The organism is Streptomyces sp. NPDC044719 (assembly GCF_056433405.1).
Genome location: NZ_JBWKHE010000002.1, coordinates 611,115 through 637,192 on the forward strand (window position 1 = coordinate 611,115; position 26,078 = coordinate 637,192).

Annotated in this window: 22 protein-coding genes; 9 read left to right on the top strand and 13 right to left on the bottom strand. The window is 73.1% G+C overall.

The window, feature by feature from the left end; translation table 11 throughout:
* Positions 1-5: 5 nt before the first annotated feature.
* Genes AC07DF_RS09535 through AC07DF_RS09545 form a run of 3 tightly spaced genes read right to left on the bottom strand, consistent with a single transcriptional unit; the run spans position 6 to position 7,330 of the window.
* A complete protein-coding gene (locus tag AC07DF_RS09535) occupies positions 6-3,977 on the bottom strand; it encodes an acyltransferase domain-containing protein (RefSeq protein ID WP_478968650.1) in 3,972 nt (1,323 codons plus the stop codon).
* Positions 3,974-5,740, bottom strand: coding sequence for a fatty acyl-AMP ligase (locus tag AC07DF_RS09540; protein WP_478968652.1), 1,767 nt, complete (start codon positions 5,738-5,740; stop codon positions 3,974-3,976). Before AC07DF_RS09540 ends, AC07DF_RS09535 begins: the two co-directional genes overlap by 4 nt.
* 51 nt (positions 5,741-5,791) lie before the next feature.
* Positions 5,792-7,330, bottom strand: coding sequence for an acyl-CoA carboxylase subunit beta (locus AC07DF_RS09545; protein WP_478968654.1), 1,539 nt, complete (start codon positions 7,328-7,330; stop codon positions 5,792-5,794).
* A gap of 220 nt (positions 7,331-7,550) precedes the next feature.
* On the opposite strand from AC07DF_RS09545, the gene AC07DF_RS09550 reads away from it, so the two are divergent.
* Positions 7,551-7,802, top strand: a complete 252-nt coding sequence (locus AC07DF_RS09550; RefSeq protein ID WP_478968656.1) for a DUF5133 domain-containing protein — start codon at positions 7,551-7,553, stop codon at positions 7,800-7,802.
* A 44-nt stretch (positions 7,803-7,846) separates the two neighbouring features.
* On the opposite strand, the gene AC07DF_RS09555 is transcribed toward AC07DF_RS09550, so the two are convergent.
* On the bottom strand, positions 7,847-8,818 hold the full coding sequence (locus AC07DF_RS09555; protein WP_478968658.1) for a GlxA family transcriptional regulator: 972 nt from the start codon (positions 8,816-8,818) through the stop codon (positions 7,847-7,849).
* Between the two features lie 194 nt (positions 8,819-9,012).
* On the opposite strand from AC07DF_RS09555, the gene AC07DF_RS09560 reads away from it, so the two are divergent.
* Both AC07DF_RS09560 and AC07DF_RS09565 read left to right on the top strand, forming a co-directional pair.
* Positions 9,013-9,486 carry a hypothetical protein gene (locus AC07DF_RS09560; RefSeq protein WP_478968660.1) on the top strand — a complete coding sequence of 158 codons (474 nt, stop codon included), beginning with the start codon at positions 9,013-9,015 and terminating at the stop codon, positions 9,484-9,486.
* A 141-nt stretch (positions 9,487-9,627) separates the two neighbouring features.
* The gene (locus AC07DF_RS09565) at positions 9,628-9,831 is read left to right on the top strand and encodes a hypothetical protein (protein WP_399028647.1); all 204 of its coding nucleotides are present in this window, start codon (positions 9,628-9,630) and stop codon (positions 9,829-9,831) included.
* A gap of 57 nt (positions 9,832-9,888) precedes the next feature.
* Here the strand turns inward: AC07DF_RS09565 and tgmB are convergent, their stop codons facing one another.
* The 3 genes from tgmB to AC07DF_RS09580 form a co-directional block, all read right to left on the bottom strand.
* The gene (gene tgmB, locus AC07DF_RS09570) at positions 9,889-10,872 is read right to left on the bottom strand and encodes an ATP-grasp ribosomal peptide maturase (RefSeq protein ID WP_478968663.1); all 984 of its coding nucleotides are present in this window, start codon (positions 10,870-10,872) and stop codon (positions 9,889-9,891) included.
* A 13-nt stretch (positions 10,873-10,885) separates the two neighbouring features.
* Positions 10,886-11,077: a putative ATP-grasp-modified RiPP gene (gene tgmA / locus AC07DF_RS09575; RefSeq protein WP_184586832.1), complete on the bottom strand. Its 192-nt coding sequence runs from the start codon at positions 11,075-11,077 to the stop codon at positions 10,886-10,888.
* A gap of 131 nt (positions 11,078-11,208) precedes the next feature.
* Positions 11,209-11,520: a YkvA family protein gene (locus AC07DF_RS09580; RefSeq protein ID WP_478968666.1), complete on the bottom strand. Its 312-nt coding sequence runs from the start codon at positions 11,518-11,520 to the stop codon at positions 11,209-11,211.
* A 1,153-nt stretch (positions 11,521-12,673) separates the two neighbouring features.
* Here AC07DF_RS09580 and AC07DF_RS09585 point away from each other — a divergent pair.
* Entirely contained in the window at positions 12,674-13,882 is a 1,209-nt protein-coding gene (locus tag AC07DF_RS09585; RefSeq protein WP_478968668.1) for a hypothetical protein, read from the top strand.
* A gap of 3 nt (positions 13,883-13,885) precedes the next feature.
* Here AC07DF_RS09585 and AC07DF_RS09590 read toward each other — a convergent pair whose 3' ends face one another.
* From AC07DF_RS09590 to AC07DF_RS09615, 6 genes are all read right to left on the bottom strand, one after another.
* Positions 13,886-16,042: a xanthine dehydrogenase family protein molybdopterin-binding subunit gene (locus AC07DF_RS09590; RefSeq protein WP_478968670.1), complete on the bottom strand. Its 2,157-nt coding sequence runs from the start codon at positions 16,040-16,042 to the stop codon at positions 13,886-13,888.
* The gene (locus AC07DF_RS09595; protein WP_478968672.1) at positions 16,039-17,043 is read right to left on the bottom strand and encodes an FAD binding domain-containing protein; all 1,005 of its coding nucleotides are present in this window, start codon (positions 17,041-17,043) and stop codon (positions 16,039-16,041) included. The genes AC07DF_RS09590 and AC07DF_RS09595 overlap by 4 nt, the downstream gene beginning before the upstream one ends.
* Entirely contained in the window at positions 17,040-17,570 is a 531-nt protein-coding gene (locus AC07DF_RS09600; protein ID WP_478968675.1) for a (2Fe-2S)-binding protein, read from the bottom strand. Before AC07DF_RS09600 ends, AC07DF_RS09595 begins: the two co-directional genes overlap by 4 nt.
* 93 nt (positions 17,571-17,663) lie before the next feature.
* Positions 17,664-18,782 carry a hypothetical protein gene (locus AC07DF_RS09605; protein ID WP_478968678.1) on the bottom strand — a complete coding sequence of 373 codons (1,119 nt, stop codon included), beginning with the start codon at positions 18,780-18,782 and terminating at the stop codon, positions 17,664-17,666.
* A gap of 292 nt (positions 18,783-19,074) precedes the next feature.
* Positions 19,075-20,142: a D-2-hydroxyacid dehydrogenase gene (locus tag AC07DF_RS09610; RefSeq protein ID WP_478968680.1), complete on the bottom strand. Its 1,068-nt coding sequence runs from the start codon at positions 20,140-20,142 to the stop codon at positions 19,075-19,077.
* Positions 20,139-20,777, bottom strand: a complete 639-nt coding sequence (locus AC07DF_RS09615) for an RraA family protein (protein WP_478968682.1) — start codon at positions 20,775-20,777, stop codon at positions 20,139-20,141. The genes AC07DF_RS09610 and AC07DF_RS09615 overlap by 4 nt, the downstream gene beginning before the upstream one ends.
* A 432-nt stretch (positions 20,778-21,209) precedes the next feature.
* On the opposite strand from AC07DF_RS09615, the gene AC07DF_RS09620 reads away from it, so the two are divergent.
* Genes AC07DF_RS09620 through AC07DF_RS09640 form a run of 5 tightly spaced genes read left to right on the top strand, consistent with a single transcriptional unit; the run spans position 21,210 to position 26,067 of the window.
* On the top strand, positions 21,210-22,586 hold the full coding sequence (locus tag AC07DF_RS09620) for an MFS transporter (RefSeq protein WP_478968686.1): 1,377 nt from the start codon (positions 21,210-21,212) through the stop codon (positions 22,584-22,586).
* 29 nt (positions 22,587-22,615) lie between these two features.
* Positions 22,616-23,422 carry a LamB/YcsF family protein gene (locus tag AC07DF_RS09625; protein WP_478968688.1) on the top strand — a complete coding sequence of 269 codons (807 nt, stop codon included), beginning with the start codon at positions 22,616-22,618 and terminating at the stop codon, positions 23,420-23,422.
* Between the two features lie 19 nt (positions 23,423-23,441).
* Complete coding sequence (locus AC07DF_RS09630; RefSeq protein WP_478968692.1) at positions 23,442-24,179, top strand: 5-oxoprolinase subunit B family protein; 738 nt, start codon at positions 23,442-23,444, stop codon at positions 24,177-24,179.
* Positions 24,176-25,216 (top strand): 5-oxoprolinase subunit C family protein, encoded by a 1,041-nt coding sequence (locus tag AC07DF_RS09635; protein ID WP_478968695.1) that lies wholly within the window; start codon positions 24,176-24,178, stop codon positions 25,214-25,216. Before AC07DF_RS09630 ends, AC07DF_RS09635 begins: the two co-directional genes overlap by 4 nt.
* Positions 25,217-25,269: 53 nt before the next feature.
* Positions 25,270-26,067, top strand: a complete 798-nt coding sequence (locus tag AC07DF_RS09640) for an SDR family oxidoreductase (protein WP_478968697.1) — start codon at positions 25,270-25,272, stop codon at positions 26,065-26,067.
* The last annotated feature ends 11 nt before the right edge of the window (positions 26,068-26,078 follow it).

Consider the following 26,078-nt stretch of genomic DNA (forward strand, 5'->3'; position numbering starts at 1 on the left):
CCGGTTCAGGGGGCCCGCTCGGCGAGCACCCGGCTCAGATGGACGGCGATCTCGTCGACGTGCGGCGGGTCGAGCAGCGACAGATGGTGACCGGACACCGGCACGACCTCCAGGCGCGGGCACACCTCGTCCCAGCCCAGCGCCTCGTCGTCCCGCTCGTACGCCGGGTCGCGCACCGTGTGCGGCGCGGGCTCGGCGGCCCGGTAGAGGACGACCGGCCCGTCATGGCCGCCGGGCCGGTGCGACTCCCCGATGCCCAGGTCCAGATAGGAGGCCCGCTGATGCTCCAGCGCCGCGGCCGGCACATCGGCGGCCTCGCGCAGCGCCCGCAGCACGGTGTCGATACGGGAGCTGTCGTCGTCCATGGCCACCAGGTCGTCGTACGGCAACTTAAGCCGCACGCCGTAGGTGTCGGCGACGTGGCGGGCGAAGCCCTCGAAATGTGCCCGGATCCGATCGGCCCGAGTCAGTCCCGGACGGGGGAGAGGGCGTACGGAGTCGATGAGCACGACCAGCCGCACCTCCCGCCCGGCGGAGGTCAGCTGCCGCGCGGTCTCCTGGGCGACGAAGCCGCCGAAGGACCAGCCGCCCAGCACGCAGGGCCCGTCGGGGTGAGCCGCGTCGATCGCCTCGGCGTAGCGGCGCGCCTTCTCCGGCACGGTCCGGGCCTCCTCGATCCGCTCCAGCCCGTACACCGGCTGGTCGTCCCCGAGCCGTTCGGCGAGCGCGCGGTAGACGGCGACCGGACCGCCGGCGGCGTGGACGAGGAACAGCGGGGGCAGCGAACCGGTGGCACGCAGCGGGCGCAGCGGGGTGTCCTCGCGGGGGAGGGCCTGCCGGATCCGGTCGGCGGCGTCCTCGACGGTGACGGCGGCGAACAGGTCGCGCAGGGGCAGCGCGACGCCGAAATCGCGCTCCACCGCGGTACGGACGCGGACGGCCATCAGCGAGTCCAGGCCCAGGTCGGCCAGGGCGGTGCCCCGGGTGACCCGGGCGGGCGGGTGGCCGGTGACGGCGGCGATGTGCTGGGTCAGCCGGGCCAGGACCGAAGAGGGCTCCGAGGGCGGCGCTTCGACGGGTGGTTCCTCCGTGACCGGCTCGGGGTGTGCCCGGCCGTCCGTCCACCAGTGCCGTACGTGCCGCCAGCGGGGAAGGGGCAGGTCGACGACCCGGCCGGGCGGCACGGGCAGCCGCTGTCCCGCGACGTACAGGGCACCGAGCTGTCCCGCGAACGCCTCGGAACCGTCGGCGTCCCGGCGCAGGGTGGCCAGGGCGAGGGCGCCGGGCACGGTGTCGGCGACGGCCCCCGTCAGAACCGGATGGGGCGAGATCTCGACGAACGCCGTGTGGCCGTCGGCCGCCGCCGAGGCGAGCGCCCGGTCCAGCCGCACGGGCCGCCGCAGGTTGGCCGCCCAGTGGTCCGCGTCGAACACGCGGTCGTCGCGCGGGTCGTCCAGGACGGTGGAGTAGACGGGGACCTCCGGCCGCCGCCCCCGGATGCCGGACAGCGCGTCGACGAGCTCCGGCAGCAGCGGGTCCACCTGGGGCGAGTGCCCGGCACCGACGACCCGCATGGCCCGCGCCGCCCGGCCCTGCCCCTCCAGCCGGCGCACGAGCCCGGCCACCGCCGCTTCCTCTCCGGTGACGACCTTCTGCCGGGGCGAGGAGTGCACGGCGACATGCACACCCGGGAAGTCCCGCTCCAGGGACTCCAGTTCGGTGTCGTCCAGGTCCACCACGGCCATCGCGCCGCCGCTCAGGCCGCTCAGCAGCCGGGCCCGTACGGCGATGACACGCGCCCCGTCCGCCACGTCCAGCGCGCCCGCGCACACGGCCGCCGCCACCTCGCCCATGGAGTGGCCGATCACCGCGGCGGGCTCCACCCCGTACGAACGCCACAGCTCGGCGAGCGCCAATTGCAGCCCGAACAAGACGGGTTGGGCGACCTCCAAGCGATCGAGACCGGCACCGGACGACAGGTGGTCGTAGAGGGACAGGCCGCACTCCGGGGCGAGGTGCGGGTCGAGTTTCTCGACGGCGGCGGCGAACGCGGGTTCCTCGGCCAGCAGCCGGCGCCCCATGCCGGGCCACTGGCTGCCGTAGCCGGAGAAGACCCACACCGTGCCGTTGCCGACGCGGTCGCGGTCACCGGTCACCAGCCGCGCGTCCGGACGCCCTGTCGCCAACGCCCCGAGACCATCGACGAGTTCGGCACGGTCCCGGGCGACCACGGCGGCACGTACGGGACCCCGGCCCGTGCGCCCCGCCAGGGTCCGGGCCACGTCGGCCGGGTGCGCGGCGCTGTCGCGCAGCCAGCCGGCCAGCCTGCCCGCCGTGTCGCCCAGGCGCTCGGCGTCGAGGTCGGAGAGCAGGTGCAGGCGGGCCGCCGGCTCCTCGGCCGGTCGGGCCGGGAGCAGGCCGGGCGGTCCTTCCTCCAGCACCACATGCGCGTTGGTGCCGCCGAAGCCGAACCCGGAGACCCCCGCGACAGCGGTGCCGCCGTAGCGCGGCCAGGGCTCCGGCTCGGTCACCACCCGCAGCCGTTCGTCGGCGAGGGAACTGCCCTCCGCACAGTGCAGCGAGGGCGGGATGCTGTCGTGATGCAGGGCCAGCACGGTCTTCACCAGGCCCGCGATGCCCGCGGCCGACTCCAGATGCCCGAGGTTGCCCTTCACGGAACCCAGCAGCAGCGGCTGGTCCGGGTCACGGTCCGGGCCGAGCACCGCACCGAGCGCGTCCGCCTCGATCGGGTCGCCCAACGGGGTGCCGGTGCCGTGCGCCTCGACATAGTCGACCTGGGCCGCGGGGAGCCCCGCCCGCGCGTACGCGCTCCGCAGCAGCGTCCGCTGCGCGGCCGGGTTGGGTGCCATGAGCCCGTTCGAGCGGCCGTCGGAGTTGACGGCGGTGGCCCGGATGACGGCCAGGACCCGGTCGCCGTCCCGCTCGGCGTCGGACAGCCGCTTGAGGATCACCGCGGCGCAGCCCTCGCCGCGCCCGATGCCGTCGGCCGCCGCCGAGAACGGCTTGCAGCGCCCGTCCGGCGCGAGGGCCCCCGCGCGCCGGAAGGCCACCGAGACGGCCGGTGACAGCAGCAGGTTGACCCCGGCGGCGATCGCCGTGTCGCTCTCGCCGGTGCGCAGGCTGACACAGGCGTGGTGCACGGCGACCAGCGACGACGAGCAGGCCGTGTCGACGGCCATGCTCGGCCCCCGGGCGTCCAGGACGTAGGAGAGCCGCCCGGCGGCGACGCTCAGGGCACCCCCGGCCGGCGCCCAGGGATCGACGGCGGCCGGGTCGGCGCCGGTGAGCTGCCCGTACTCGGGGGCGGAGACGCCGACGAACACGCCGGTGGCGGTGCCCGCCAGTGACCCGGCCGGTACGGCGGCGTGGTCGAGCGCCTCGTGCACGACCTCCAGCAGGATCCGCTGCTGCGGGTCCATCACCGCCGCCTCGCGCGGGGTGACGCGGAAGAAGTCCGCGTCGAACCCGGCGATGTCGTCGAGATAGCCGCCGTACGGGTGCGCGTCCGCGGGCGGGAAGGCGGTGAAGTCGCGCCAGCGGTCCTCCGGGACGCGCCGGATCGCGTCGACGCCCTCGCCGAGCAGGCGCCAGTAGTCGTCCGGGCCGTGCACCCCGCCGGGCAGCCGGCAGCCGATCCCGACGACCGCGACCGGCTCGGCCGTACCGCTCGGCAGTCCGGCTCGCGGCATTGGATCGGTCTCGGATCCCGATGCTCCCGCGCCGCACAGCCGCGCCACCAGCGCCTCTCCGGTCGGCGTCTCCCACAGCAGGGTCGTCGGCAGTTGCTGCCCCGTGGCCCGGGACAGTTCACCGGCCAGGGCGACCGCGTCCCGTGAGGACATGCCGAGGTCGGCCAGCGGCCGGTCCATCGGGACTGCCTCGGGGGACGTGCCGCACCAGGCCGCCATCCGCTCGGCGAAGAGCCGGCGCAGCGCGCCCTCGTCGACGGGCCTCATCCCGCGGCACCCGCCGTCGCCGCCCGGGCCCGGCCGCCGTACGCGCCCTCCAGGTACCGGGTCCGGGTCAGCGCCCGCGACACCTTCCCGCTGGACGTACGCGGCACCGTGCCCGGCGGCACCAGGACCACGTCGGCGAGCCGCAGCCCGTGCCGGGCGGAGACGGCACCGCGCACGGCACGCACCACGGCCGGTACGTCGAGCTCGGCGAGGCACGCGGTGCGCGCGTGCTCCGCCACGACCACCACTCCCTCACCGGCGCCGCCCGGCACGGCGAACGCCGCGAGCCGGTCCCGGCGCACCGCCGGGTCCGCGTCCTGGGCCGTCGCCTCGACGTCCTGCGGATAGTGGTTGCGGCCGTCCACGATGATCAGGTCCTTCAGCCGCCCCGTGACGACCAGCTGTCCCTCCAGCACCGTCCCCAGATCGCCCGTCCGCAGCCAGCCGCCCGGACCGGCCGCGGCGTCCGCGAACTCGGCGCCGAACACCTCCCGCGACCCCCGATTCCAGTAGCCGCGCCCCACGTTCGGCCCCTGCACCCAGATCTCGCCGACCTCACCCTCCGACAGCAGGGCCCGCGTGACCGGGTCGGCGACCCGGACCCGCTGGCCCGCCGGGGTGCCACAGCCTGCCAGCAGCACGGCCCGGGGATCGTCCGGCCGCGCGGGCAGGGCCTTCCCGGCCGCCAGGGCGTCACGGTCGAGCGCGAAGCGGGTGAGCGGCTGACCCGGCCGGGCCGCGCAGACGAACACGGTGGCCTCGGCCAGGCCGTACGACGGACAGTGCGTCTCCGGCGCCAGGCCCTGGGCGGCGAACGCCGCGTGGAAACGGTCGGCCGTGCCCGGGCGGACCGGCTCGCTGCCGTTGATCAGCGCGGTGACCCTGTCGAGCCGCAGCCCCTCCTTCTGCTCGTCGGTGACGGTCGCGACGCAGTAGTCGTAGGCGAAGTTGGGCGCGGCGCTCACGACGTTCGGGTGCGCGGCGAGCAGCCGCAGCCAGCGCACCGGCTCGTGCAGGAACGCGGCCGGGTCCATGAGGACCGACAGGAGCCCGCGTGTCACCGGGGCCGCGATGCTCAGCACCAGCCCCATGTCGTGGTAGAGCGGCAGCCAGCCCACGCAGGTCAGTGGGCCGGCGTCGGGGGGCCCGTAGGCGGTCAGCGCCTGGCGGGCGTTGGCGACGACGTTGCCATGGCTGATCTCCACGCCCGCCGGGGCGCGGGTCGAACCCGAGGTGTACTGGAGATAGGCCGTCGCCTCGGCGTCCGGCGGGGCGGGCCGCCAGTCGCGGGCGGCGTCGTCGGGCACCTGGTCCGCCAGGACGATCCGCGGTCCGTCGGAACCGAGGAAGTCCCGCACCTCGTCCTGGGCCCGGCTCGTGGTCACGACCACCGAGGGCCGGGCATCCGCCAGGACACCCGCCAACCGGTCCGCGTGCCCGGGCAGGTCCGGCGGATACAGCGGTACGGCGACCAGTCCCGCGGCCAGGGCCGCGAGGAAGGCGGTCACGTACTCCGTGCCCTGCGGGCACAGCAGCGCGACCCGGTCCCCGGGCCCGGCCCGCTCGGCGAGGCGCGCGGCCAGCGCCCGCACCCGCACCTCCAGGCGGCGCCAGGTCAGGGTGCGGTGGACGCCGCGCGAGTGCTGTGCCGGATGCTCGACGAAGGTGAACGCCCGGCGGTCCGGGGCGGTTTCGGCCCAGTGCCACACATGTTCCGGCAGCGTCGGGCACACGGGCGTGAGCAGGGGGCGGCGACTGTCCATCAGGCGGGGCTCCTCACGGCGCGGATCGGCCTACGAGTCGAAAAGGCGAGGTCAGAGCGGGATGTTGCCGTGCCGGCGTTCCGGCATCGGCGCGCGTTTGCCGCGCAGGGCGCGCAGCGCGCGGCAGACCTGCTCCCGGGTCTCGCGCGGCGCGATGACGGCGTCGACATAGCCGCGCTCGGCGGCGAGATACGGGGTGCCGTGGGTGCGCTCGTACGCGGCGAGAAGGCGGGCGCGCAGCGCCTCCGGGTCATCGGCCGCGGCGAGTTCGCGCCGGTGCAGCACGCCCACGGCCCCCTCGGCGCCCATGACGGCGATGCGCGCGGTGGGCCAGGCGAGGTTGACGTCGGCGCCCAGATGCTTGGAGCCCATCACCGCGTATCCGCCGCCGTAGGCCTTGCGCACCACCACCGTGACCTTGGGCACCGTCGCCTCGGCGTAGGCGTACAGCAGTTTCGCGCCGCGCCGGATGATCCCGGCCTGCTCCTGCCGTACCCCGGACAGATACCCGGGCACATCGGCGAAGGTCAGCAGCGGGATGCCGAACGCGTCGCAGAACCGCACGAACCGCGCCGCCTTCTCCGACGCGTCGATGTCGAGGACACCGGCGGCACGCAGCGGCTGGTTGGCGACGACGCCCACCGAACGGCCCTCGACCCGGGCCAGGGCACAGATGATGTTCGGCGCGAACAGCTCCTGCACCTGGAGCAGTTCACCGTCGTCGACGACCGCGTGCAGGATGTCGCGCATGTCGTAGGCCTCACCGAGCCGGTCCGGGACGACCTCGTCGAGCCGGGCCCCGGGCGGAGCGTGCCCGGGTGCGTACTCCGGGGGCCGCTCCAGGTTGTTGGCCGGGAGGTACGACAGCAGGTCGCGCACGGTGTCGAGGGCGTCCTCCTCGTCGGCGGCCAGGAAGTGGGCGTTGCCGTTGACGGTGTTGCTGGTGCGGGCGCCGCCCAGTTCTTCGGCGGTGGTGCGCTCGCCGGTGACCGTCTCGATGACGTCGGGGCCGGTGACGAACATGTGCGAGGCGCCGTCCACCATCACCGTGAAGTCGGTGATCGCCGGGGAGTAGGCGGCGCCGCCCGCGCACGGCCCCAGGACGACCGAGATCTGCGGGATCACCCCGGACGCCTTGACGTTGCGGCGCACCAGCTCGGCGTAGAGGGCGAGGGCGGCGACACCCTCCTGGATCCGGGCGCCGCCGGAGTCGTTCAGGCCGATCACCGGGCAGCCGGTCTTCAGGGCGAGGTCCATCAGGGCGACGGTCTTCTCCCCGAAGGCCTCGCCCATGCTGCCGCCGAACACCGTGGAGTCCTGGGCGAACACGCACACCGGGCGGCCGTCGACCGTGCCGTACCCGGTGACCACCCCGTCGCCGTAGGGGCGGCGGGCGTCCTGACCGGCGGGCCGGGCCCGCACGAACAGGCCCGTCTCGGTGAAGGAGTCCTTGTCCACGAGCCGTTCGATCCGCTCCCTGGCCGAGAACTCCCCGCGTCTGCGCGGCCCGCCCGGCGCCACCGCCCGGTCCCGGCGTGCTGCCAGGCCGGCGACGCGTCCCGCGGTGCTCCCGCTCACCTCTGTGCTCACAACCACCTCCGGAGGGGCTCTCGACTATGGCAGCGAGGCGGGAGGTGCCGGGCGAATCACCGTTCTGTGTGGGGGAGTTGAGTCCTTCGGCAGGGGGTTTCATCCCCCGGTGACAACAGACCGATCAATTCCAGTCATTTCCACCCTGCGTGAGTAAAACATGTGAATGTTTCCGCGTGGTTCGGGCATACGGAGCGAAAAACAGAGAGAGGGGCGCTACGTGCTCGTACCGGACCGGAAGGTCGTCAGGGAGTTGCTGACGCGGTACGCGTCGCTGAGGATCGCTCAAGCGGAGAGGCACGTGCCGACGGCGGCACGCGAGCTTGAGGACGTCAGCTACACGCTGTGCGTGATGATGGGGAGGTCCGTCATCCACGACGCCATCGCCAAGGCGGACGCCCTGCTGCTCACGAAGGGGCGGTCCGAGGCCGCGGAGGCGGACGGGGAGAGTGGCTTGACGCTGGTCGGCTGACATCGCGTGAGGCCCGGCACACGGCCGGGTACCGCCCCGGTGGCCTATGGACGGGCCGCCGGGGCGTTCGTCTTCCCGTGGAACGCCGTGCGGTACGCGTACGGCGTGGTGCCCACCACCTTGCGGAACCGCTCCCGGAACGCCGTCGGCGAGCCGAACCCGGCCTGGCGCGCGATCCGTTCGACCGAGTGATCCGTGTTCTCCAGCAGGTACTGGGCGCGCCGCACCCGCGCCCGCAGCAGCCACTGCAACGGCGTGGTGCCGGTCTGCTCGCGGAAGCGGCGGCTGAAGGTCCGTTCGCTCATCCCCGCGCGCGCCGCCAGTGTGCCCAATGTCACCTCGTGCGCGAGATGGTCCTCGATCCACTCCAGCAGCGGCTCGAACGCCGACCCCCGGGGCACCGGCGGGTGCTCGTGCACGATGAACTGGGCCTGCCCGCCCTCCCGTTCCAGCGGCATCACCGACATCCGGGCGATGTTCGCCGCCACGGCCGACCCCAGATCCCGCCGGATCATGTGCAGGCACAGATCCAGCGCCGCCGCCGCACCGGCCGAGGTGAGGATCTGCCCGTTGTCCACGTACAGCACGTCCGGCTCCACCTCGACCTCCGGGAACCGCCGGGCCAGTTCGCCGGCGGCCACCCAGTGCGTCGTGGCGCGCAGCCCGTCCAGCAGCCCGGCCTCGGCCAGCACGAAGGCGCCCACGCACACGGACGCGATCCGGGTACCGGACTCGGCCGCCCGCCGCAGCGCCGCCAGCACCCGGGCGGACGGCGGCGCGGCGTCGGGGGAGCAGCCCGGCACGATGACGGTGTCGGCCTCCGCCAGCGCCTCGAGCCCCTGGTCGATGCGCAGGGTGAAGCCGCCGTCGGCGCGCACCTCCGGTGTCTCGGCGCACAACCGGACCCGGTAGGCGGGACGCCCGTCCGGCATATGGGTCCAGGCGAACGTCTGCTGGGGCGCCGCCATGTCGAACGGCACCACTCGGTCGAGAACCAGGATCGCCACGGAGTGCATGCCCGTCACCCTAGGCGGGTTCCCGCCAGCGGTGTGACCCGGGGACGGGGTGGCCCGTGAGGGGAGAGCGCAGGTCGGACCAGTTGGCGAGAACCCGTTGGAAGCTGTCGTTCCAGCCCCTGGGAGATCACGTCCCGGCTCCCTAACGTGAGCCCGGCATCGTCGATCGCGTCATGGAATTGGAAAGAGTCCCGGTGACCAAGATCCTGCTGTCCCTCCATGTGCTGGCCGCCATCGTCGCCATCGGTCCCGTGACCGTAGCGGCCAGCATGTTCCCGCCGGCGGCGCGTCGTGCGGCCGCCGCGCCCGGCGAGACCCCTGGCCCCTCGGCGGTCGGCACGGTCGCGCTGCTGCACCGCATCTGCCGCGTCTACTCCGGGGTCGGACTGACCGTCCCGGTCCTCGGGTTGGCCACCGGTGCCGCGATGGGTGTCCTGGGCAGCGGATGGCTCGTCACCTCCATCGCGCTGACCGCGGCCGCCGCCGGGATCCTGGCCGCCTTCGTGCTGCCCCGCCAGGAAGAGCTCCTCGACCGGCTGACCGGCGAACAGGCCGTCGATCACCGGAACACCGTGCAGCTGGCCATGTTCACCGGCATCTTCAACCTCCTGTGGGCGACGGTCACCGTCCTCATGATCGTTCGGCCGGGCTCCACCACGGGAGCGTGAGAGCCCCACCACTTCGCCTGGCACAGATGTCCTTTCTGCGTCAAGTCATCCCAGGGAATTCACACTCCGGGATACCGGGCCGCCTAGACTTCTCAGTCTTGCCCCCGCACGGGGACGACGAGCAGAAAGGCACGTTGCCAGGTGTTCCAGGATTCCCCCATCTACGACCGACTCATCGCGGAGTGCGGCGATGTGCCCACACAGGTTCGCCGCGAGGCCGAACGCGTGAGCAGGGAACTGGAGCTGGTCATGCGGCCCTCACAGTCCCCCGGCTACGACCGCCCGCAGGCCCCCGGCACGGGCTGGCAGCGCACGGCCATGCTCCCCGCCCCGCGGCAGCCGTGAGCCGGGAGGTCATGGTCGTGAGACGGCCCGGGACCGGCGCGTGGCCGGACCCGGCGGTCAACGGACCGTCGTGCTCGAGCCGTTGACATGCGGCGACTGCCCGGGGACCGGGCGGGCCAGCCACTCGGCGATGGTGCGCGCGATCGGCTGCCCCGTCTCCACCTCGACGAACCCGAACTGCCCCGACTGGTTGCACTCCAGGAACCACCAGGTCCCGTCCGCGTCCTCGACGAAGTCGAAGGCACCATAGGCCAGTTCGGCCTCACGCAGGTACGCCTGGACACCCGCCGCGATGCACGACGGCACATCGGTGGGCCGCCACGGTGAGCCGGGCGCGGCGAAGCGCACGTCGACGTCGTCCGGGTCCGCGTCCGCGGCGGTCGCCTTGCGGGCGGCCAACGGCTGCTCACCGACGACGGTGAGACGGATGTCGGCCCGCTTGGCGACCCGCCGCTGCAACAGCGTCGGCCCGAACGCGACGGCGGAGAAGTCCGTGTCGGGCGCCACCCGGCTGGTCGGCACCGCCCGGGGCGGGTCCTGCGGATGCGCGCCCGACACCGGCTTGACCACCAGGTCCGGATAGCGCTCGGCGAACTCGCGGGCGGCCCGGGGGAACGTCGTGATCAGCGTCGCCGGCACGGGCAGGCCGCACCGCTGGGCGAGACGCAGCTGCCACGGCTTGTGCCGGGCCCGTCGGGCCGCGTCCGGGTGGTTCATCCAGCGCGCGTCCGAGCCCCGCAGCATGCCGTAGAGCGCCTGAGCGGCCTCCTCGGTCAGCCACGCGGACGGCTGGGCCGCCCGCCCGGCCGGGATGCCGGGCCGGCGCACCCAGACCGAGCGCAGTCCCCCGATGCTCACCAGCCGTCCCCCGGCGGACAGATGGCCACGGAAACGGCCGTGTACGAACTCACCGGACAGCGCGACACCGCCGGTCAGGTCGGCGGGATCGACCCGGACCACCGGAACCCCCGTCGCGTTCAGGTGCACGACCACCATGTCCGCGGTCACGTCCTCCTCACAGGTGAGGATGAGTACGGTCATCTTCGGCGGCCGGTCAGTCGTCGAAGTGTGTCTTGGAGCCTGCGGTGGACGTCGTGGTGCCCACCTCTCTCAACAGGCCGAAGTCGCTGGCCGCGATACGGCCGTCGAGGAGCACGTTCAACTGCAGTCCGGTGTCGTACACATACGGAATAGCAGCTTCCAACTCCACTGCCGGGCGCGCGTAGTTGAGCGCGAACGGTTGCATCGTCTCTCCCTCGTCGGTACTGCGCCGACCAAGCGTTGGTCATTGGGCGCGGCCCCCCGGCCGCTCGCTTGTTTCGGCTTCCAGAGACTTATACGAATCGAACGGGTGGTTGGTTTCCTTACTCTCCGTAGTTATTTCGCGGGTTCCTGGTCAGCCCGGCGTGTCGGCCTGCGATCCCGCTCGCCGAGGGAGCCACGGACGGTACGCAGAGCGAGCAGCAGGACACCGATGTCGTCGAGGTACACCGGGTCGGGCAGCACGTCGGCGGGCAGGACGAAATAGAGGACCGCACCCCAGAAGACCCAGCGCGGCCCCGTGGGCAGGCCCGCGGTCCGCAGATCGCGCCGGGTCCGGACCAGTCTCAGGAAGATACGGACGGCGAGAACGAGGACGAAGGCCGCGAGAATCGCGGCCAGGATGATCACCGTTGTGGTCGTATCCACGGGTTGCCCTCCTCCTGGCATGCCGCGACACGGGGTGTCCCTACCTGGATTCCCGTTTCCGGCGGCTGTATTGCGGCCGGGGCCCGACATGTCGGCGAGTCGGCGGATTTTCCCGTGCGGGTGGTCATCCCGGTGGCTCACACGAGTGGCACGGGGTGAAGGGGACGCCTAGTAATGGTCAGCGTAACGTCGCTCGTCACACGACGGGGGGCGCAGGAGCGGCCGCACTCTTCCCATGGAGGCGAGTATGACCACCTGCTCTTCATCACCCCGCTCGAACGGGTCCGCCATAACCGGCGAGTCGAACGGGTCCGCCCAGCCGTCCGCCGAGACCACCGCCGCCACCGGCGGGTACCAGGTGGAGCAGACGAGCACGCAGCCCGCCGCGCCCTCGCACGAGACGTACCGTGCGGGCACCGAGCCTCCCGCCGAGTCCCACCTGGCGGGCCCGCCGGGCACGGAGCCGGCTGTGTTGTCCGCCCTTGCCGATGCCCCTGCCGTGAACGGGGCGGAGCAGGTGTCGGCGCCGCCGCCCGCTCCTGGCGTGGACGAGGTGGCTCTGCCGTCTGCCGGGCCTGTCGCCCCTGTCGTAAACGGGGCGGTTCCGGCGCGACCGGCTGTCTCCGGTGCGGACGAGGCCGCCCCGCCCGCTGTCCAGGCTGTCCCCGCTGTGGCCCCGGCGGACCAGGAGTCCGCGCGGCCGGCCGCCCCGGACTCGATCGAGGCGGATGTGGCCTTCGACCGCCCCGCCACTCCCGGTTCGGGCACCGCGACCGAGCGGTCTGCCGTCCGCGGCCCCGACCGGGCGGCCCCGGAGCCCGCGCGCCCGGCCGAGCTCGACCCGGACGACACGGATCGGCCGGCACCCACGAGCCCTCGCCCGCACCCGGCGAGCCCGCCGCCCGCCCAACCCGCAGCGCCGCACCAGGCGGATCGGCCCTCGGCTGAGCCCACGGCCTCCCGCTCGAACACGGTGAGTCCGTCGTCCACCGAGCCCGTTGTCTCCGGGCCGCATCAGGCGGACCGGCCGTCGGCTGAGGCCGCGGCTTCCGGCTCGAACGCGGTGAGCCCGCCGCCGGTTGAGCCCGCCGGCTCCGGGCCGCATCAGGCGGATCGGCCCTCGGCCGCGTCCGCTGGCCCTCGCCCGAACGCGGTGAGCACGCCGTCCGGTGAGCCCGCCGGCTCAGCGCGCCGGCAGGCTGCCCGGCCGTCCGCGGCTCTTCGCAAGGACCAGGTCGCCCCCTCGCCCGGCCGGCTCGCCGGTCCCGGCCCGGACCGGGACGAAGCGGTGGGTGAGGCGGAGCGGTCGGGTGCGCGGCCGTTCGTGATCCGTTCGCTGGACGACAATCAGGTGGAACTGCGGCCCGGTACGGGGCCGGCCCCCGCGCCGTACGGTGACGCCGTCAGCGACCTGGTGCACGCCGCCGTGGCCGACCGGCCTCTGGAGGAGGTCGTGGCCCTCATCACGTCGCTGGAGAAGTCGCCCGACCACGCCGAGGCGATGGTCGACGCACTCCGCACGGCCGGCGTGGAGCGGCGCGTGGAGGACGTGAGCCGGATGATCGCCCTGCTGACGAAGCCCCCGCGGGACGCCGACAGCGCGGACGAGGCGATCCGGGCCGCGGCCGCCCACCGGCCGGTGGAGGAAGTGACCCGGCTGGTGACCCTGCTGCACAAAGAGCCGCACATGCCCCACGTCCGCGAGGAGGCACTCCGCGCGGCCGCCACCGGCCGGTCCGTCGGGGAGCTGGTCGAGCTGATCGACCGCCTCGGCCTGGAACGGCTGGACCGCAACGGCCGCGTGCCGACCGGCCCCACGCATCCCGAGGCCGAGACCACGCAGCCCCTGACGCCCGTCCGGCCGGCCCGGCGCCGCGAGGCCCGCCGGACCCTCGACTCCTCGCCCTCGGACCGCGACCGCGCGACGGAGCGGCTCACCAGGTCCATGGCGTGGTCGAGTTGGCTCACGGCTCTGGCCCTGGCCGTGTGCGCGGTGGCGCACTTCCCGCTGCAGCGCGGCGGGGCGTCCCTGGACCTGCACGCCATAGCCCTCGGCCTGTCCGTGCTCTGCACGGTGCTGGCGCTGCTGCTGGCCCTGCGCCCCGTCGCGCCGGTACTGGTCGGGGCGGTGGTGGTACCCACGGTGCTGGCCGGGGCCCAGGCGTACGGGAGTTCCTTCCCGTCGGCGTCCCTGACCCGGGCCGTGGACCTCGCCCTCGCCCCGCCGTGGTTCGCCGCCGGTGCCGCCGTGTGCACGGCGCTGCTGGCCCTCGTCGCGCTGGTCTTCCGCGCGGTGGCGCCCCTCGTGAGCGGACAGTGGTCACCCCTGCCGGCGACCGAGGCACGCGGTATGGCGGAGTGACGTCTACGAGTTCCGTGCCGGACCGGATCCGCTCGCAGCGGGTCCGGTCCGGACGTCGTTCGCCCCACGGCGCTCGAGCAGCCCGGCCAGCACCCGGTCCGGTGTCAGCGGCAGTTCCCGGAAACGGACACCGGTGGCGTGGTGCACGGCGTTGCCGATCGCCGCGGCCGTCCCGACGATGCCGATCTCCCCGATGCCCTTGCTGCCCATCGGGTTGAGACGGGAATCGTCCTCGTCGAGCCAGTGCGCCTCGATCTCGCCGGTATCGGCGTGCACGGGCACGTGGTACGACGCCAGATCCGACTCGGTGAAGTCCCCGAACGCGGCGTCCATCGTGCTGCCCTCGGTCAGTGCCATGCCCAGCCCCATCGTCATGCCGCCGACGAACTGGGAGCGTGCCGTACGGGCGTTGAGGACGCGCCCCGCGGCGTACACCCCGAGCAGCCGGCCGACGCGCACCTCGCCGGTGACCGTGTCCACCGCGACCTCGGCGAAATGCGCCCCGAAGGCGTGCCGCGCCCAGGCGCTCTCGGCATCCGCCGCGCCCCTGGTGTCCGCGCGGGCGTCGAGGCCCTGCCCGGGCAGCGGCCCCGAGTGCCCGGCCAGCCGTCGCGCCAGCAGGGCACAGGCCTCGTGGACCGCCCAGCCCCAGGAGGCGGTACCGGACGAGCCGCCGGCCAGCGGCGCCGACGGGAGCTCACTGCTGCCGACCTCCGTCCGCACCCGCTCCAGCGGCACCCCGAGGGCGTCGGCGCCGACCTGCGCGAGGACGGTCCTCGCCCCCGTACCGATGTCGGTGGCGTTGATCCGCACCAGGAACGTCCCGTCGGGCAGGGCCCGGGCCGTCGCCGCGGCGGGCCACACCATCACGGGATACGTCGCCGCCGCCACGCCGGTCCCCAGCAGCAGCGGCCCTTCCCGGCGGGAGCCGGGTCGGGGATCGCGCCCGGCCCACCCGAAGCGCCGGGCACCCTCGCGCAGACACTCGACCAGGTGCCTGCTGCTGAACGGCTTGCCGCTGTCGGGTTCGACGTCCGGCTCGTTGCGGACCCGCAGCTCGACCGGGTCCATGCCCAGCTCGCCGGCGAGTTCGTCCATGGCGGACTCCAGCGCGTACATCCCCGGAGCCTCGCCCGGCGCCCGCATCCACGACGGCGAGGGCACGTCCAGCGCCGCGACCCGGTGCACCGTACGGCTGTGGGGCGCGGCGTACATCACGCGCGCGGGCACCGCCGCCTGTTCCACGAACTCCTTGATGCGCGAGGTATGGGTGGTGACCTCGTGCACGACGCAGGCGAGACGCCCGTCCGCGTCGGCACCGAGCCGCAGCCGGTGCAGGGTGGGAGCGCGGTGCCCGACGACGGCCGGCAGATACCGGCGGGGGAGGGCCACGGTGACCGCTCGCCCGGTCCGCCGTGCCGCCATGGCGGCGAGCACCACGTCGGGCCGTGGCGTGCCCTTGGACCCGAAGCCGCCGCCGACGTGCTCGGCGGTGACGACGATCCGCTCCTTCGGCAGGGCGAACAGCCCGGCGAGCACGGCTCGTACGGCACCGGCGCCCTGACTGGACGTGTGCACGGTCAGCCGGCCGTCGTCCCAGCGGGCGGTGCTGGCGTGCGGCTCCATGGGGTGGTTGTGCAGCGGCGGCACCCGGTACCCGACGTCCACCCGGGCCGCCGAGGACCCGAAAACCCCGTCGGGGTCGCCCTGTTCACGGACGGCCGGATGACCGCCGTTGGCCTCCTCGGGCACGTACACGCCCGGGTGCGAGGCGGTGAGCTCCACGTCGTGTGCTTCGGCGTCGTAGGCGACGCGGACCTCGGCGGCACCGGCCCGGGCCGCCTCCAGGGTCTCGGCCACCACCAGGGCCACGAACCAGCCCCGGTGCGGGACCCGGGGGTCCTGGAGCACGGCGAGTGTCGGATCGTCCGGCTCGGTGAGCCGCGGCGCGTTCTCGTGGGTGAGGACATCGAGGACACCGGGCACGGCCAGGGCCGCCGCCGTGTCGACGCCGGTCACCCGCCCCCGGGCGACAGTCGCCGGCACGGGCCAGGCCTGAGCCCGTCCGGGAAAGTGGTACTCGGCGGCGTAGCGGGCGGTTCCGCTGACCTTCTCCCGTCCCTCCCGGCGCTCGGCGGGAGCGCCCACGCTGCCGGTCATGGAGTCCTCCTCGTGAGCGCCGGGTCCGCGAGCCGGGACAGCACGTCCACGGCGAGACTCCGGGCCAGCGGCACCTTGTACGCGTTGTCCCGCAGCGGCTGGGCGGCGGACAGTTCGAGATCGACGGCGTGTTCGAACGCGGCGGCGGTCGGAGCCGCGCCCAGCAGCGCCTCCTCCGCCCGCCGGGCCCGCCAGGGCCGGTGCGCCAGCGCCCCGAAGGCGAGCCCGGCATGACCGACCACACCGTCCGACACCCGCAGCACGACCGCGACGGACGCGAGAGCGAAGGCGTACGAGGCCCGGTCACGGGCCTTGCGGTAGGCCGACGGCAGCCCGGCCGTGGCGGCCGGCAGCACCACACCGGTGACCAGTTCGCCGGGGCGGATCTCGGTGTCCTGCTCGGGCCGGTCCCCGGGCAGCCGGTGGAAGTCCGCCGTCGCGACACTCCGGGCGCCCTCCGGCCCGTACAGCTCGACACGACCGTCCAGAGCGGCCAGCGCCACCGCCATGTCCGACGGATGGGTGGCGACGCAGTGCGCGGAGTGGCCGAGCACCGCGTGATCGCGGTGGACACCGTCCCGCGCGCCGCAGCCGCTGCCCGGCTCGCGCTTGTTGCACGGCTTCGACAGGTCCTGGAAGTACGGGCACCGGGTGCGCTGGAGCAGATTTCCGCCGGTCGTCGCCGCGTTGCGCAACTGCCCCGAGGCACCCGCGAGCACCGCCTGCGACAGCGCCGGGTACCGGTCGCGTACGAGGGGGTGGGCCGCCAGGTCGCTGTTGCGGACCATCGCCCCGATCCGCAGCGCACCGTCCGGCAGCTCCTCCACGGCGTCCAGCGGCAGCCGGGTGACGTCGATGAGGGCGGCGGGCCGCTCGACGCCGAGCTTCATCAGATCGACGAGGTTGGTGCCGCCGCCCAGATAGCGGGCACCGTCGTGGGAGGCGTACGCGGAGGTCGCCTCCTCCACGCTCCCGGCACGGACGTACGCGAACTCCTTCACCGGATCACGTCCTCGACCGCCTCGGCGATCCGTGGATACGCGCCGCACCGGCACAGATTGCCGCTCAGCCGCTCCCGGATCTCCCCCCGGCCCAGCGGCACCGGCTCACCGGAGGGCGTCGCCGGGTCGGTGACGTGCGAGGGGTGACCGGCCGCCGCCTCGGCGAGCACACCGGCCGCGGAGCAGATCTGGCCCGGGGTGCAGTAGCCGCACTGGAAGGCGTCGCGCTCCAGGAAGGCCTGTTGCAGAGGGTGCGGCTGCTCACCGTCACCGGACAGGCCCTCGATGGTGGTGACCTCGCTGCCGTCCAGGGCGATGGCGAACAGCAGACAGCTGTTGACGCGCCGTCCGTCCACCAGGACCGTACAGGCGCCGCACTGGCCGTGGTCGCAGCCCTTCTTGGCGCCCGTGAGGCCGAGATCCTCCCGCAGGAGGTCCAGCAGGACCCGCCGGTGGTCGACGGTGAGTGTGTGGGGCTTGCCGTTGACGCGGAGAGTCGTCTCCGAGTGGTACTGGTCGTTGCCCATGTCGTGGAGGCCTTCCCGGGCGGGACGTACTGCCGTACGGACCGCGTATCCACCTGGCCACGACTGACACGTGCGCCCCGCGAGGAGGGTTTTCTAGTGCTCGTCCCGGGACGGGGTCACGGGACGCTGGGATTTGGGCTTGAAGCGTTCGAACGTCCGTGTGAGCTGTTGCAGCGGAGACCCGGCGGGAGCACCGGAGGGCTGCTGCCGCGCGGGAGCAGCCCCGCCGGATTCCTGGTAGGCGGTGAGGGCCTCGTGGGCGCGCTCGGCCGCCTCCCGGTACAGGTCACGCGACTTCGTCATGGCCTCCAGAGCCTCGGCGTACATGGCCACCAGACCACGCTGGCGGTCCAGCTCCTCCTGGAGATTCAGCAGGTGCCAGTCCTCGCGCAGCGCGGTCAGGGCCCCCTCGGCGCCGTCGGGCAGGGGCCTCGGCAGCGCGGCGAACCGCTTCACCGCCTCGACGAGGCCGGACGGCTCCGAGCCGTCGAGGAAGACCGCACGGACGGAGAAGGCCTCGGCGTCGTAGCCCTCCGGTGCCGGGGTGCCGGGCAGTACCACGGCGCCGCCGCGCGGCACCTGGACGCCGGAGTCACGCAGGGCCCAGTTGAGCCCCCGCGACTGCTGCGGGAGGGCGCGGTGCTCCACCACCCGGTGCCGCAGGCCCGGCGGCAGCCACCGGGCCACCGGCATGCGGCCCTTCTCGTCCGCGGTCATCGCCTCGTGGACGACCACGTGAATGTGCCATCCGCCGCGCACCGCGTTCCGGAGCAGGCGCTTGGTCTCCTTGTCGTCCTGGGGGAGCGGATTGACCTCCCGCAGGGACAGCTCCGTGGCGGGGTCCTGGTCCCAGGCGGTGTCCGGCTCCTGTGGCCAGAACAAGCCGGCCGGCGACGGCCAGTCGTCGCTCCACGGCTGCTCGGCCTCCGCGACCAGGATCCACTCCTGCCCCACGCCGTCCGGACCGGGAGTCACGCTCAGCCGGGCCCGCACGGTCACCCCGTCCCCGACCTGCCATCGCGCCTCGAAGACCCGCTCCGACGGGCCGGTATCGGCCTCGGGCAACTCCAGAAAGTCGTCGATGTCCTGACTGTCCTTGCGCTGCTGGAGCGAGCGCCGGAGCACGTCTTCCGCGGCGCCGGAGGCATGGCGGCCGCGCGCCAGCCACACCGTGGCGGGCGTATGGGGGCGGACGGTGGAGGAGATCGGCATGGGTCCATCTGTGAGCCGGGAGCAGGTGCGCCTGCCAGTATCGTCACCACGGGCCGACCGGGATAACCCGGGGTCACACACACGGCGTACCCCCGATGAGCGCTGCCATGTGAGGGGCGCCGCGCGCACGGGGTGTGCGCGCCGCGCGCACACCGACGCATCACACTCATGGCCCAGCCCGTCCACGATCCCGACAATGGTCCGCACGAGCAGGGCCCGCCCACCATCCGCATCGGGGCGGGTCCTGCTCGCCGCAGCCCGGCACCGGGGGCGCGGCCGAGCGTGTCCCCGCTCAGTAGAACTCGACGGTGTTCACCCGGTTGACCAGGTCCTGACCGTCGAGGAGCCGGGTGGCGTTGGCGGCGAAGAGTTCGGCGATGAGGCGGTCCTCCGAGGCGTCGAGCGCGGCGGTGTGCGGGCTGACCAGCACCCGGTCGTGGTGCCAGAGCGGACTGCCGGCCGGCAGTGGTTCCGTCTCGAAGACGTCCAGCGCGGCGAAGCCGACCCGGCCGGAGTCGAGCGCGTCGGCGAGGGCCGCCTCGTCCACGACGGTGCCCCGACCCACGTTGACCAGCGAGGCCCCGGGCCGCAGGGCGTCGAAGAACCGCTTGCCGAGCAGGTGTTCGGTCGCCTCGGTCCCGGGGAGCGTGTTGACGACGGCGTCCACGGTGGGGGCCACCTCGGTGATGCGGTCGGGACGCACCACGGCGGAGACACCGGGGACGGCGACGTCCCTTCTGCTCGTCCCGACGACCGTCGCGCCCAGCGCGTGCAGTGCGGTGGCCACGGCCCGGCCGATCCCGCCCAGGCCGAGAACGAGCACGGTCTGCCGGCTCACCTGTCCCATCGTCCAGCGTCCGCTCCATTCGCGGTCGCGCTGCTGGCGGTTGAGACGGGGCAGGTCCTTGGCTCCCGCGAGCACACCGAAGACGGCGAACTCGGCGAGCGGGCGTCCGTGCACCCCGGCCGAGGTGGTGAAGAGGACCCGGTCGAGCTCTTCGGCGTTCAGGCCGGCGGCCTTGACCTGGCCGCCTCCGCCCGCGGCCATGGTGTGCACCCAGCGCAGGCGCGGGTTGGCCCGGACGGCGCGGGCCAGGGCGGCCGGGTCCACGTCGGGGATCCCGTACAGGGCGTCGGCCGAGTCGATCGCGGCCTCGTAGGCGCGCTGCTGCTCCGGAGTGCGCCGCCAGCCCGGCTCGCCCGAGAAGTCCGCGGGCCAGCGCATCGGGGGCAGCAGGGAGTGGTCGACCACGAGGTCGATCCGCGGTTCCAGCCGCCGGACGAGCGCGCCGTTCTCCTCGGACAGCGGGGCGGCGACGGCGACGCGGAGGCGGCCCGGCACCTGGTCCCGGCCGGTCACCGGGAGGCCTGCGCGCGTAGCGCCTCGACCTCGGCGTCGAGCGCGGCCTCGCGGGCGACGATCTCGTCCACGGCCTGGAGTGCCTCCTCGGCGCGGTGCGGCGGGATGACGATGACGCCGTCCCCGTCGGCGGCGACGATGTCGCCCGGGTTCACCACGACACCGCCGACGGCGACGGCTTCGCCGATCGTGCCCGGGCCGTTCTTGAAGGGCCCGGCGGGAGTCAGCCCCCGCGCGAAGACCGGGACGCCGAGTCGTTCGATGATCGCGGCGTCGCGCACATAGCCGTCGACGACCGCGCCGGCGGCACCGTGCACGGCGAACCGCTGGGCGAGGTTGTCGCCGATGATCGCGCGGCCGTCGTAGCCGAAAGCGTTGATGACGAGGACGTCGCCGGGGCGGATGTGCTCGAGCGCCTCGATCACGGCTTTGTTGTCGCCCGCGACGGTGAGCACCGGGAGCGCCGTGCCGACGGCCGCGGCGCCGTTCCAGATGGGGGCGATGCCTCCGTCGACGATGTTCAGCCGGTCGAGGGCGTCGCCGAGGTTGGCCACGGAGTGGGCGCGGAACCGCTTGAGCACCTGCTCGTCGACGCGTTCCCACGCCGTGTTGACGCGCACGTTGTCCTGGGTCATCGCAGAGTCCCTTCAGGAAATGCGAAACCTTTCGCGTTTCGCGTCAGTCAGTGTGCATCCATCGATTGCGCGGCACAAGGGGTGGCTGAAGGCGCGGGCGGGGTGCGGGGAAGGGTTTGACGGGAAGGTGAACACATCCTTGACCCCTCGAGAATGCGAACCTATTCTCATTCGAGATTCCAGTCGCAACTCGGCTCCGGCGCTGTTCCGCGGTCCCCCACCGTGACGCTTCCGCCCGCACTCTCGGGCGCGGGCCCCCTTCGAACAGCGCCGTGGTCACCCGCCCCTGAGGCACTGTCACCGCTTTCCCCTCCTGGCCCCACCTTCATGGGCGCATCTCGGCGCATGAGCGATCACCGGCAGTCACTCCGCTCGGCGCACGATCCTTGAGGACACCGTCCCCGGAGTCCGCGACACCGAAAGTGAACGCGTATGACAACGTCAGATCGGCTCGACATCCCCTCAGACCGTGACGAGGCATCCTCGGAGAAGCCCGGCGCGGCAGCGGTCGACGTCGTCTCCGCCAACCGCAAGGTCGTCCGCAAGGCCACCGTCGCAGGCTCGATCGGCTCCTTCGTCGAGTGGTACGACTACGGCATCTACGGCCTGCTCGTCACCTATCTCGCGATCAACATCATGGGAGAGGCCGAGGCCGGAGGCCTCTTCCTCACCAACGTCGGCTTCCTGGTCAGCTTCATCGCCCGCCCGTTCGGCAGTGTGATCTGCGGCTACCTCGGGGACAAGCTCGGGCGCAAGGGGCTTCTCGCGGCCCTCCTGGTGCTGATCTCCGCCGCCACCGCGGCCATCGGGCTCATCCCCTCCCACGCCGTCATAGGCGTGGCCGCGCCCGTCCTTCTGGTGCTGCTCCGGGTGCTGCAGGGCTTCTCCGCCGGCGGTGAGGTGGCCGGCGCCATGTCCTTCGTCGGCGAGTACGCGCCGGACGCCCGCCGCAACTACATGATGAGCTTCATCGCCGTCGGCTCGTTCGTCGCCCTGATGTTCGGCAGCGCCTTCTCCGCCGTCCTCATCACGACCCTCGGCGACGACTCCATGACCTCCTGGGCATGGCGGGTACCGTTCCTGCTCGCCGTCCCGCTCGGCTACGTCGGCTTCTACATCCGCCGCCGGCTGGAGGAGACCCCGCACTTCAAGGCGCTGCGCGAGCAGAACACCGTCGTGCGCAACCCGCTCAAGGAGGCCTTCACCAGCCGGCGCCATCTGCGGGCGATCGTCCTCACGATCTTCCTCCCGGCCCTCAACGGCCCCGGCTACTACCTTCTCTTCGTCTACATGCCGACCTACTTGAAGACCTCGCTCGGCGAGCACAACTTCTCGATGCTGCGGGCGCTCACGGTCACCGCGGTCAGCCTGGTCGCCATCGTGATCTGCATCCCGCTCATGGCCCGCCTGTCGGACCGGATCGGCCGCAAGCCCGTCCTCGCCGGTTCGGCCCTCGCCATGGCCGCCGTCTCGTACCCGATGTTCCGGCTCATCACCACCGGCGAGTTCGGACTCGCCTGCATCGGCACCGTCGTCCTCGCGATCGCCTTCTCCGGGCACGCCGCCGTCGTGCACACCATGCTCGCCGAGATGTTCCCGACCACGGTGCGCTACTCCGCCTACAGCATCGGCTTCAGCGTCTCGACGATCATCTTCGGCGGCAGCGCCCCGTTGGTGATGACCGAGCTGATCGAGTCGACCGGCAACAACCTCGTCCCGGCGTTCGCCTCCATCATCACCGCCCTGATCACCCTGGTCACGGTCGCCTTCCTGCGCGAGACCAAGGGCCAGCCCCTCGCGGCCCGCTGAATCAACTCCCCCACCAGGAGAGATACACCATGGGAATCAACTCCGTAGCAGTCGTCGCCGACCTCGGCGAGAGCTTCGGCAACTACACGATCGGCGACGACGGCGCCCTGCTCGGCCTGGTCACCTCGTCGAACATCGCCTGCGGCTTCCACGCCGGTGACCCGCGCATCATGGATCAGACGGTCTCCGACTGTGTCGCGCGCGGCATCGAACTGGGCGCCCACCCCGGCTACCCCGACCTGGTCGGCTTCGGCCGCCGGCTCATCGAGGCGACCGAGGAGGAGATCCGTACCGACGTCCTCTACCAGCTCGGCGCCCTGGACGCCTTCGCGCGGGTGCACGGCGGCACCATCAGCCATGTCGCCCCGCACGGCCGGATGGGCTCGATCGCGCAGACCGACGCCAAGCACGCCCGCGCCATCACCGACGCGATCGCCGCGTACAACACCGACTACATCGTCATCTGCCAGCGCGGTCTGCTCGCGGAGGAGTCCCGCAAGCGCGGCCTGGAGGTGGGCTACGTGTTCCTCGCCGACCGCGGTTACGGCGACGACGGCATGCCGGTGCCGCGCTCCCACGAGGGCGGACTCATCCACGACCCGGAGCTGATCGGCGAGCGCTCGGCCCAGGTCGTACGGGAGGGGACGGTGCGCTCGGTCAACGGCAACGTGGTCCCGCTCGGCCACGACGCAGACGTCCTGCTGCTGCACGGCGACCACCCGTCCGTCCTCGCCAACGGCACCGCGTTGCGCGCCGCGCTCGACAAGGCGGGCATCCAGGTCGGTGGCCTGCGTGAGGTCCTGGCGCAGAAGGCGGAGGTCGCGCTCGCCGGCTGAGGGCGGGGCGCACCAGGTGATGACCACAGCACAGTACGGCGCCCTCACCGTCGAGCCCTACGGCGACTCGGCGGTGATGGTGACCATCCCGCATGCCGACCAGGCCATCCGCAGGGCCGGGATCGTGGCGTTCCGCGACCGCTTCCTGGCGCACCGCCCGTACGGTGTGCTGGACGTCGTCTCCGGTCTCGAATCCCTGCTCATCGAGTTCGACCCGCTGCTGACCGCGCTCGAGCACGTGGAGTACGCGGCGCGGCTCGTGGCGCGGTGGGCGCCGTCGCCCAAGGACGGACCGGCGCGTTCACGGCAGGTGCGGACGTTCGCCATCCCCGTCGTCTTCGACGAAGACACCGGCCCCGACCTGGTGTCCGTCGCCGAGGAACTGGGCCTGGCCACCACCGATGTGGTCGAGGCGATCGCCCGGTCCACCTTCACCATCTGCCTCCTCGGCGCGGCGATGGCCCCGATGATGGACGGGCTCAAGGTGCCCCGGCCGGTGCGCCGGCGGGCCGAGCCGCGCACGGACGTCGCCCCCGGTGCCGTCATGATCGCCGGGACCAACGCGATCATCCAGCCGTTCCCCGGCCCGACCGGCTGGCGGGTGGTCGGGCGGACGCCGCACACCATCGTCGACATCTCCCGCCCGGACCCCGTGTCGTTCGGCACCGGCGACGTCGTGCGCTTCGTCCCCGTCACGCGGGACGAGGCCGAGGCGCTGGGCGAGGGCTTCCTGCTGCCGACGGAGGTGGCCGTATGACGGCCGTGACGCTCGACTTCACCAGCACCGGATGGGTCACCACGTTCCAGGACCTCGGCCGGAGCGGCACGGAACAGCGCGGCGTTCCGACCGGGGGAGCGGCCGACCAGCACTCGGCGGCCGTGGCCAATCTCCTCGTGGGCAACCCCCGTGGCGCGACGCTGCTGGAGAACCTGGGCGGCGAGCTGGCCCTGGTACCCGACGCCGATGTGCTTCTCGCGGTGACCGGCGCGCCCGCCCGGGTCACCGTCGCGGGCTCGCCGGCCGACACCTGGTCGCCGCTGATCGTGCCCGCGGGCCACGAGGTGCGGATCCGGGCTGACATGAGCCTGGGGACCCGCACCTATCTGGCGGTGAACGGAACGCTGAGCACGCAGAGGCTGCTGGGCAGTGCCGCCCCGGACGCCCGGATGGGATTCGGGCAGGCCGTGGTGCCAGGGGCGCGGGTCCTGCTGGAGACGGCGTTCCGGGGGTTCAGGCACCGGCCGTTCGAAGCGCGGCTGTTCCGGCTTCCCGTGCCCGTACCGCGCTTCGACGACGGACCGTGGATCGTCGACGTCGTCCCCACCCCCGGCATGCGGACGATCGCGGGGATCCGCGACGTGATCGGGGAGGCGACCTACGTCGTCACACCGCGCTCCAACCATGTGGGGCTCAGGCTCGACGGGCCGGTGCTCCACCCGGACACAGACACCGAGATCGTGTCGCACGGCGTGCCCATCGGGGCGCTGCAGATCCCGCACGCCGACGAGCTGATCGTCCTCGGCCGCTACCGGAGCCTGACCGCCGGCTATCCCATCGTCGGCGTCGCCGCGCGGGCATCCCTGCATCTGCTCGGGCAGGCCGGGCCGGGGCGGGAACTCAGGTTCCGCTGGATCGACCGCGAGACCTCGCTGCGCCGGTTCGCGCAGCGCGAGTCCGAGGTCCGCGCGCTCGGGCGTGCGGCTGCCGAGGCGTTTGGCGCACTCGGATTCACCGCGCCCCTGCCCGCACCCACGCCCGGGATCCCGGCCCAGCCCTTGCCCCAGACAATCTGAGAATCTATTCTCATATGCAAGGTGACTCTCATGTCACCGATGGAGGAGAAACGGTGACCACATCGACCGGCACGACCGCGCTCATCACGGGAGCCGGCAGCGGAATGGGCCTCGAGACCGCGCGACTGCTCGCCCGGGACGGTGCCGCCGTGGTCCTGATCGGCCGCAGACAGGAGGCCCTCGACCGGGTCGCCGCCACGATCCGCGCCGAGGGCGGGACCGCTCTCGCCCTCGCCGCGGACATCACCCGCGCGGACGATGTGACCCGCGTCCTCGACCGGGTGCGGAGCGAACTCGGTCCGGTCGACGTCCTCGTCAACAACGCGGGCAGCTCCTCGTCGGTGCTCAACCCGCAGTGGCTCCCGCACGACGAGTGGCGCCAGGTCCTCGACGTGAACCTCACCGCCGTCTTCCAGCTCACCCAGGCCGTCCTGCCCGACATGCTCGACCGCGGCACCGGGACCATCGTCACCGTCTCCTCGCTCGCCGCGGTCAACCCCAACCTGCTCGGCGGCGCCGCCTACGGCGCGGCCAAGGCGGGCGTGCGCAACTTCATGACCTTCCTGCACAACACGTTCCGCAACCAGGGCCTGCGCGCGATCACCGTGCTGCCGGGCGAAGCGGACACCCCCATCCTCGACGACCGCGCCCGGCCCCCGGCGCCGGAGGAGCGCGCCGGCATGGTCCAGCCCGAGGACGTGGCCGAGGCCATCCGCCTGGCCGTCGCCCTGCCCCAGCGTGTCGTCCTCCAGGAGATCGTCGTCGCCCCGACCCGCCAGCGCGACGTCTCCGCCGACCTCGAGATCAGCCGCTGGGCGGGCGCCCCCGCCGACTCCGCACCGCAGGCCTGACCACCCCGTTT

What these genes read in the sequence shown, in the direction of transcription:
- AC07DF_RS09535 (WP_478968650.1), bottom strand. Translation starts at nt 3,977, where the DNA reads ATGAGGCCCGTCGACGAGGGCGCGCTGCGCCGGCTCTTCGCCGAGCGG.
- AC07DF_RS09540 (WP_478968652.1), bottom strand. Translation starts at nt 5,740, where the DNA reads ATGGACAGTCGCCGCCCCCTGCTCACGCCCGTGTGCCCGACGCTGCCG.
- AC07DF_RS09555 (WP_478968658.1), bottom strand. Translation starts at nt 8,818, where the DNA reads ATGCACTCCGTGGCGATCCTGGTTCTCGACCGAGTGGTGCCGTTCGAC.
- tgmB (WP_478968663.1), bottom strand. Translation starts at nt 10,872, where the DNA reads ATGACCGTACTCATCCTCACCTGTGAGGAGGACGTGACCGCGGACATG.
- tgmA (WP_184586832.1), bottom strand. Translation starts at nt 11,077, where the DNA reads ATGCAACCGTTCGCGCTCAACTACGCGCGCCCGGCAGTGGAGTTGGAA.
- AC07DF_RS09590 (WP_478968670.1), bottom strand. Translation starts at nt 16,042, where the DNA reads ATGACCGGCAGCGTGGGCGCTCCCGCCGAGCGCCGGGAGGGACGGGAG.
- AC07DF_RS09600 (WP_478968675.1), bottom strand. Translation starts at nt 17,570, where the DNA reads ATGGGCAACGACCAGTACCACTCGGAGACGACTCTCCGCGTCAACGGC.
- AC07DF_RS09605 (WP_478968678.1), bottom strand. Translation starts at nt 18,782, where the DNA reads ATGCCGATCTCCTCCACCGTCCGCCCCCATACGCCCGCCACGGTGTGG.
- AC07DF_RS09615 (WP_478968682.1), bottom strand. Translation starts at nt 20,777, where the DNA reads ATGACCCAGGACAACGTGCGCGTCAACACGGCGTGGGAACGCGTCGAC.
- AC07DF_RS09620 (WP_478968686.1), top strand. Translation starts at nt 21,210, where the DNA reads ATGACAACGTCAGATCGGCTCGACATCCCCTCAGACCGTGACGAGGCA.
- AC07DF_RS09625 (WP_478968688.1), top strand. Translation starts at nt 22,616, where the DNA reads ATGGGAATCAACTCCGTAGCAGTCGTCGCCGACCTCGGCGAGAGCTTC.
- AC07DF_RS09630 (WP_478968692.1), top strand. Translation starts at nt 23,442, where the DNA reads ATGACCACAGCACAGTACGGCGCCCTCACCGTCGAGCCCTACGGCGAC.
- AC07DF_RS09635 (WP_478968695.1), top strand. Translation starts at nt 24,176, where the DNA reads ATGACGGCCGTGACGCTCGACTTCACCAGCACCGGATGGGTCACCACG.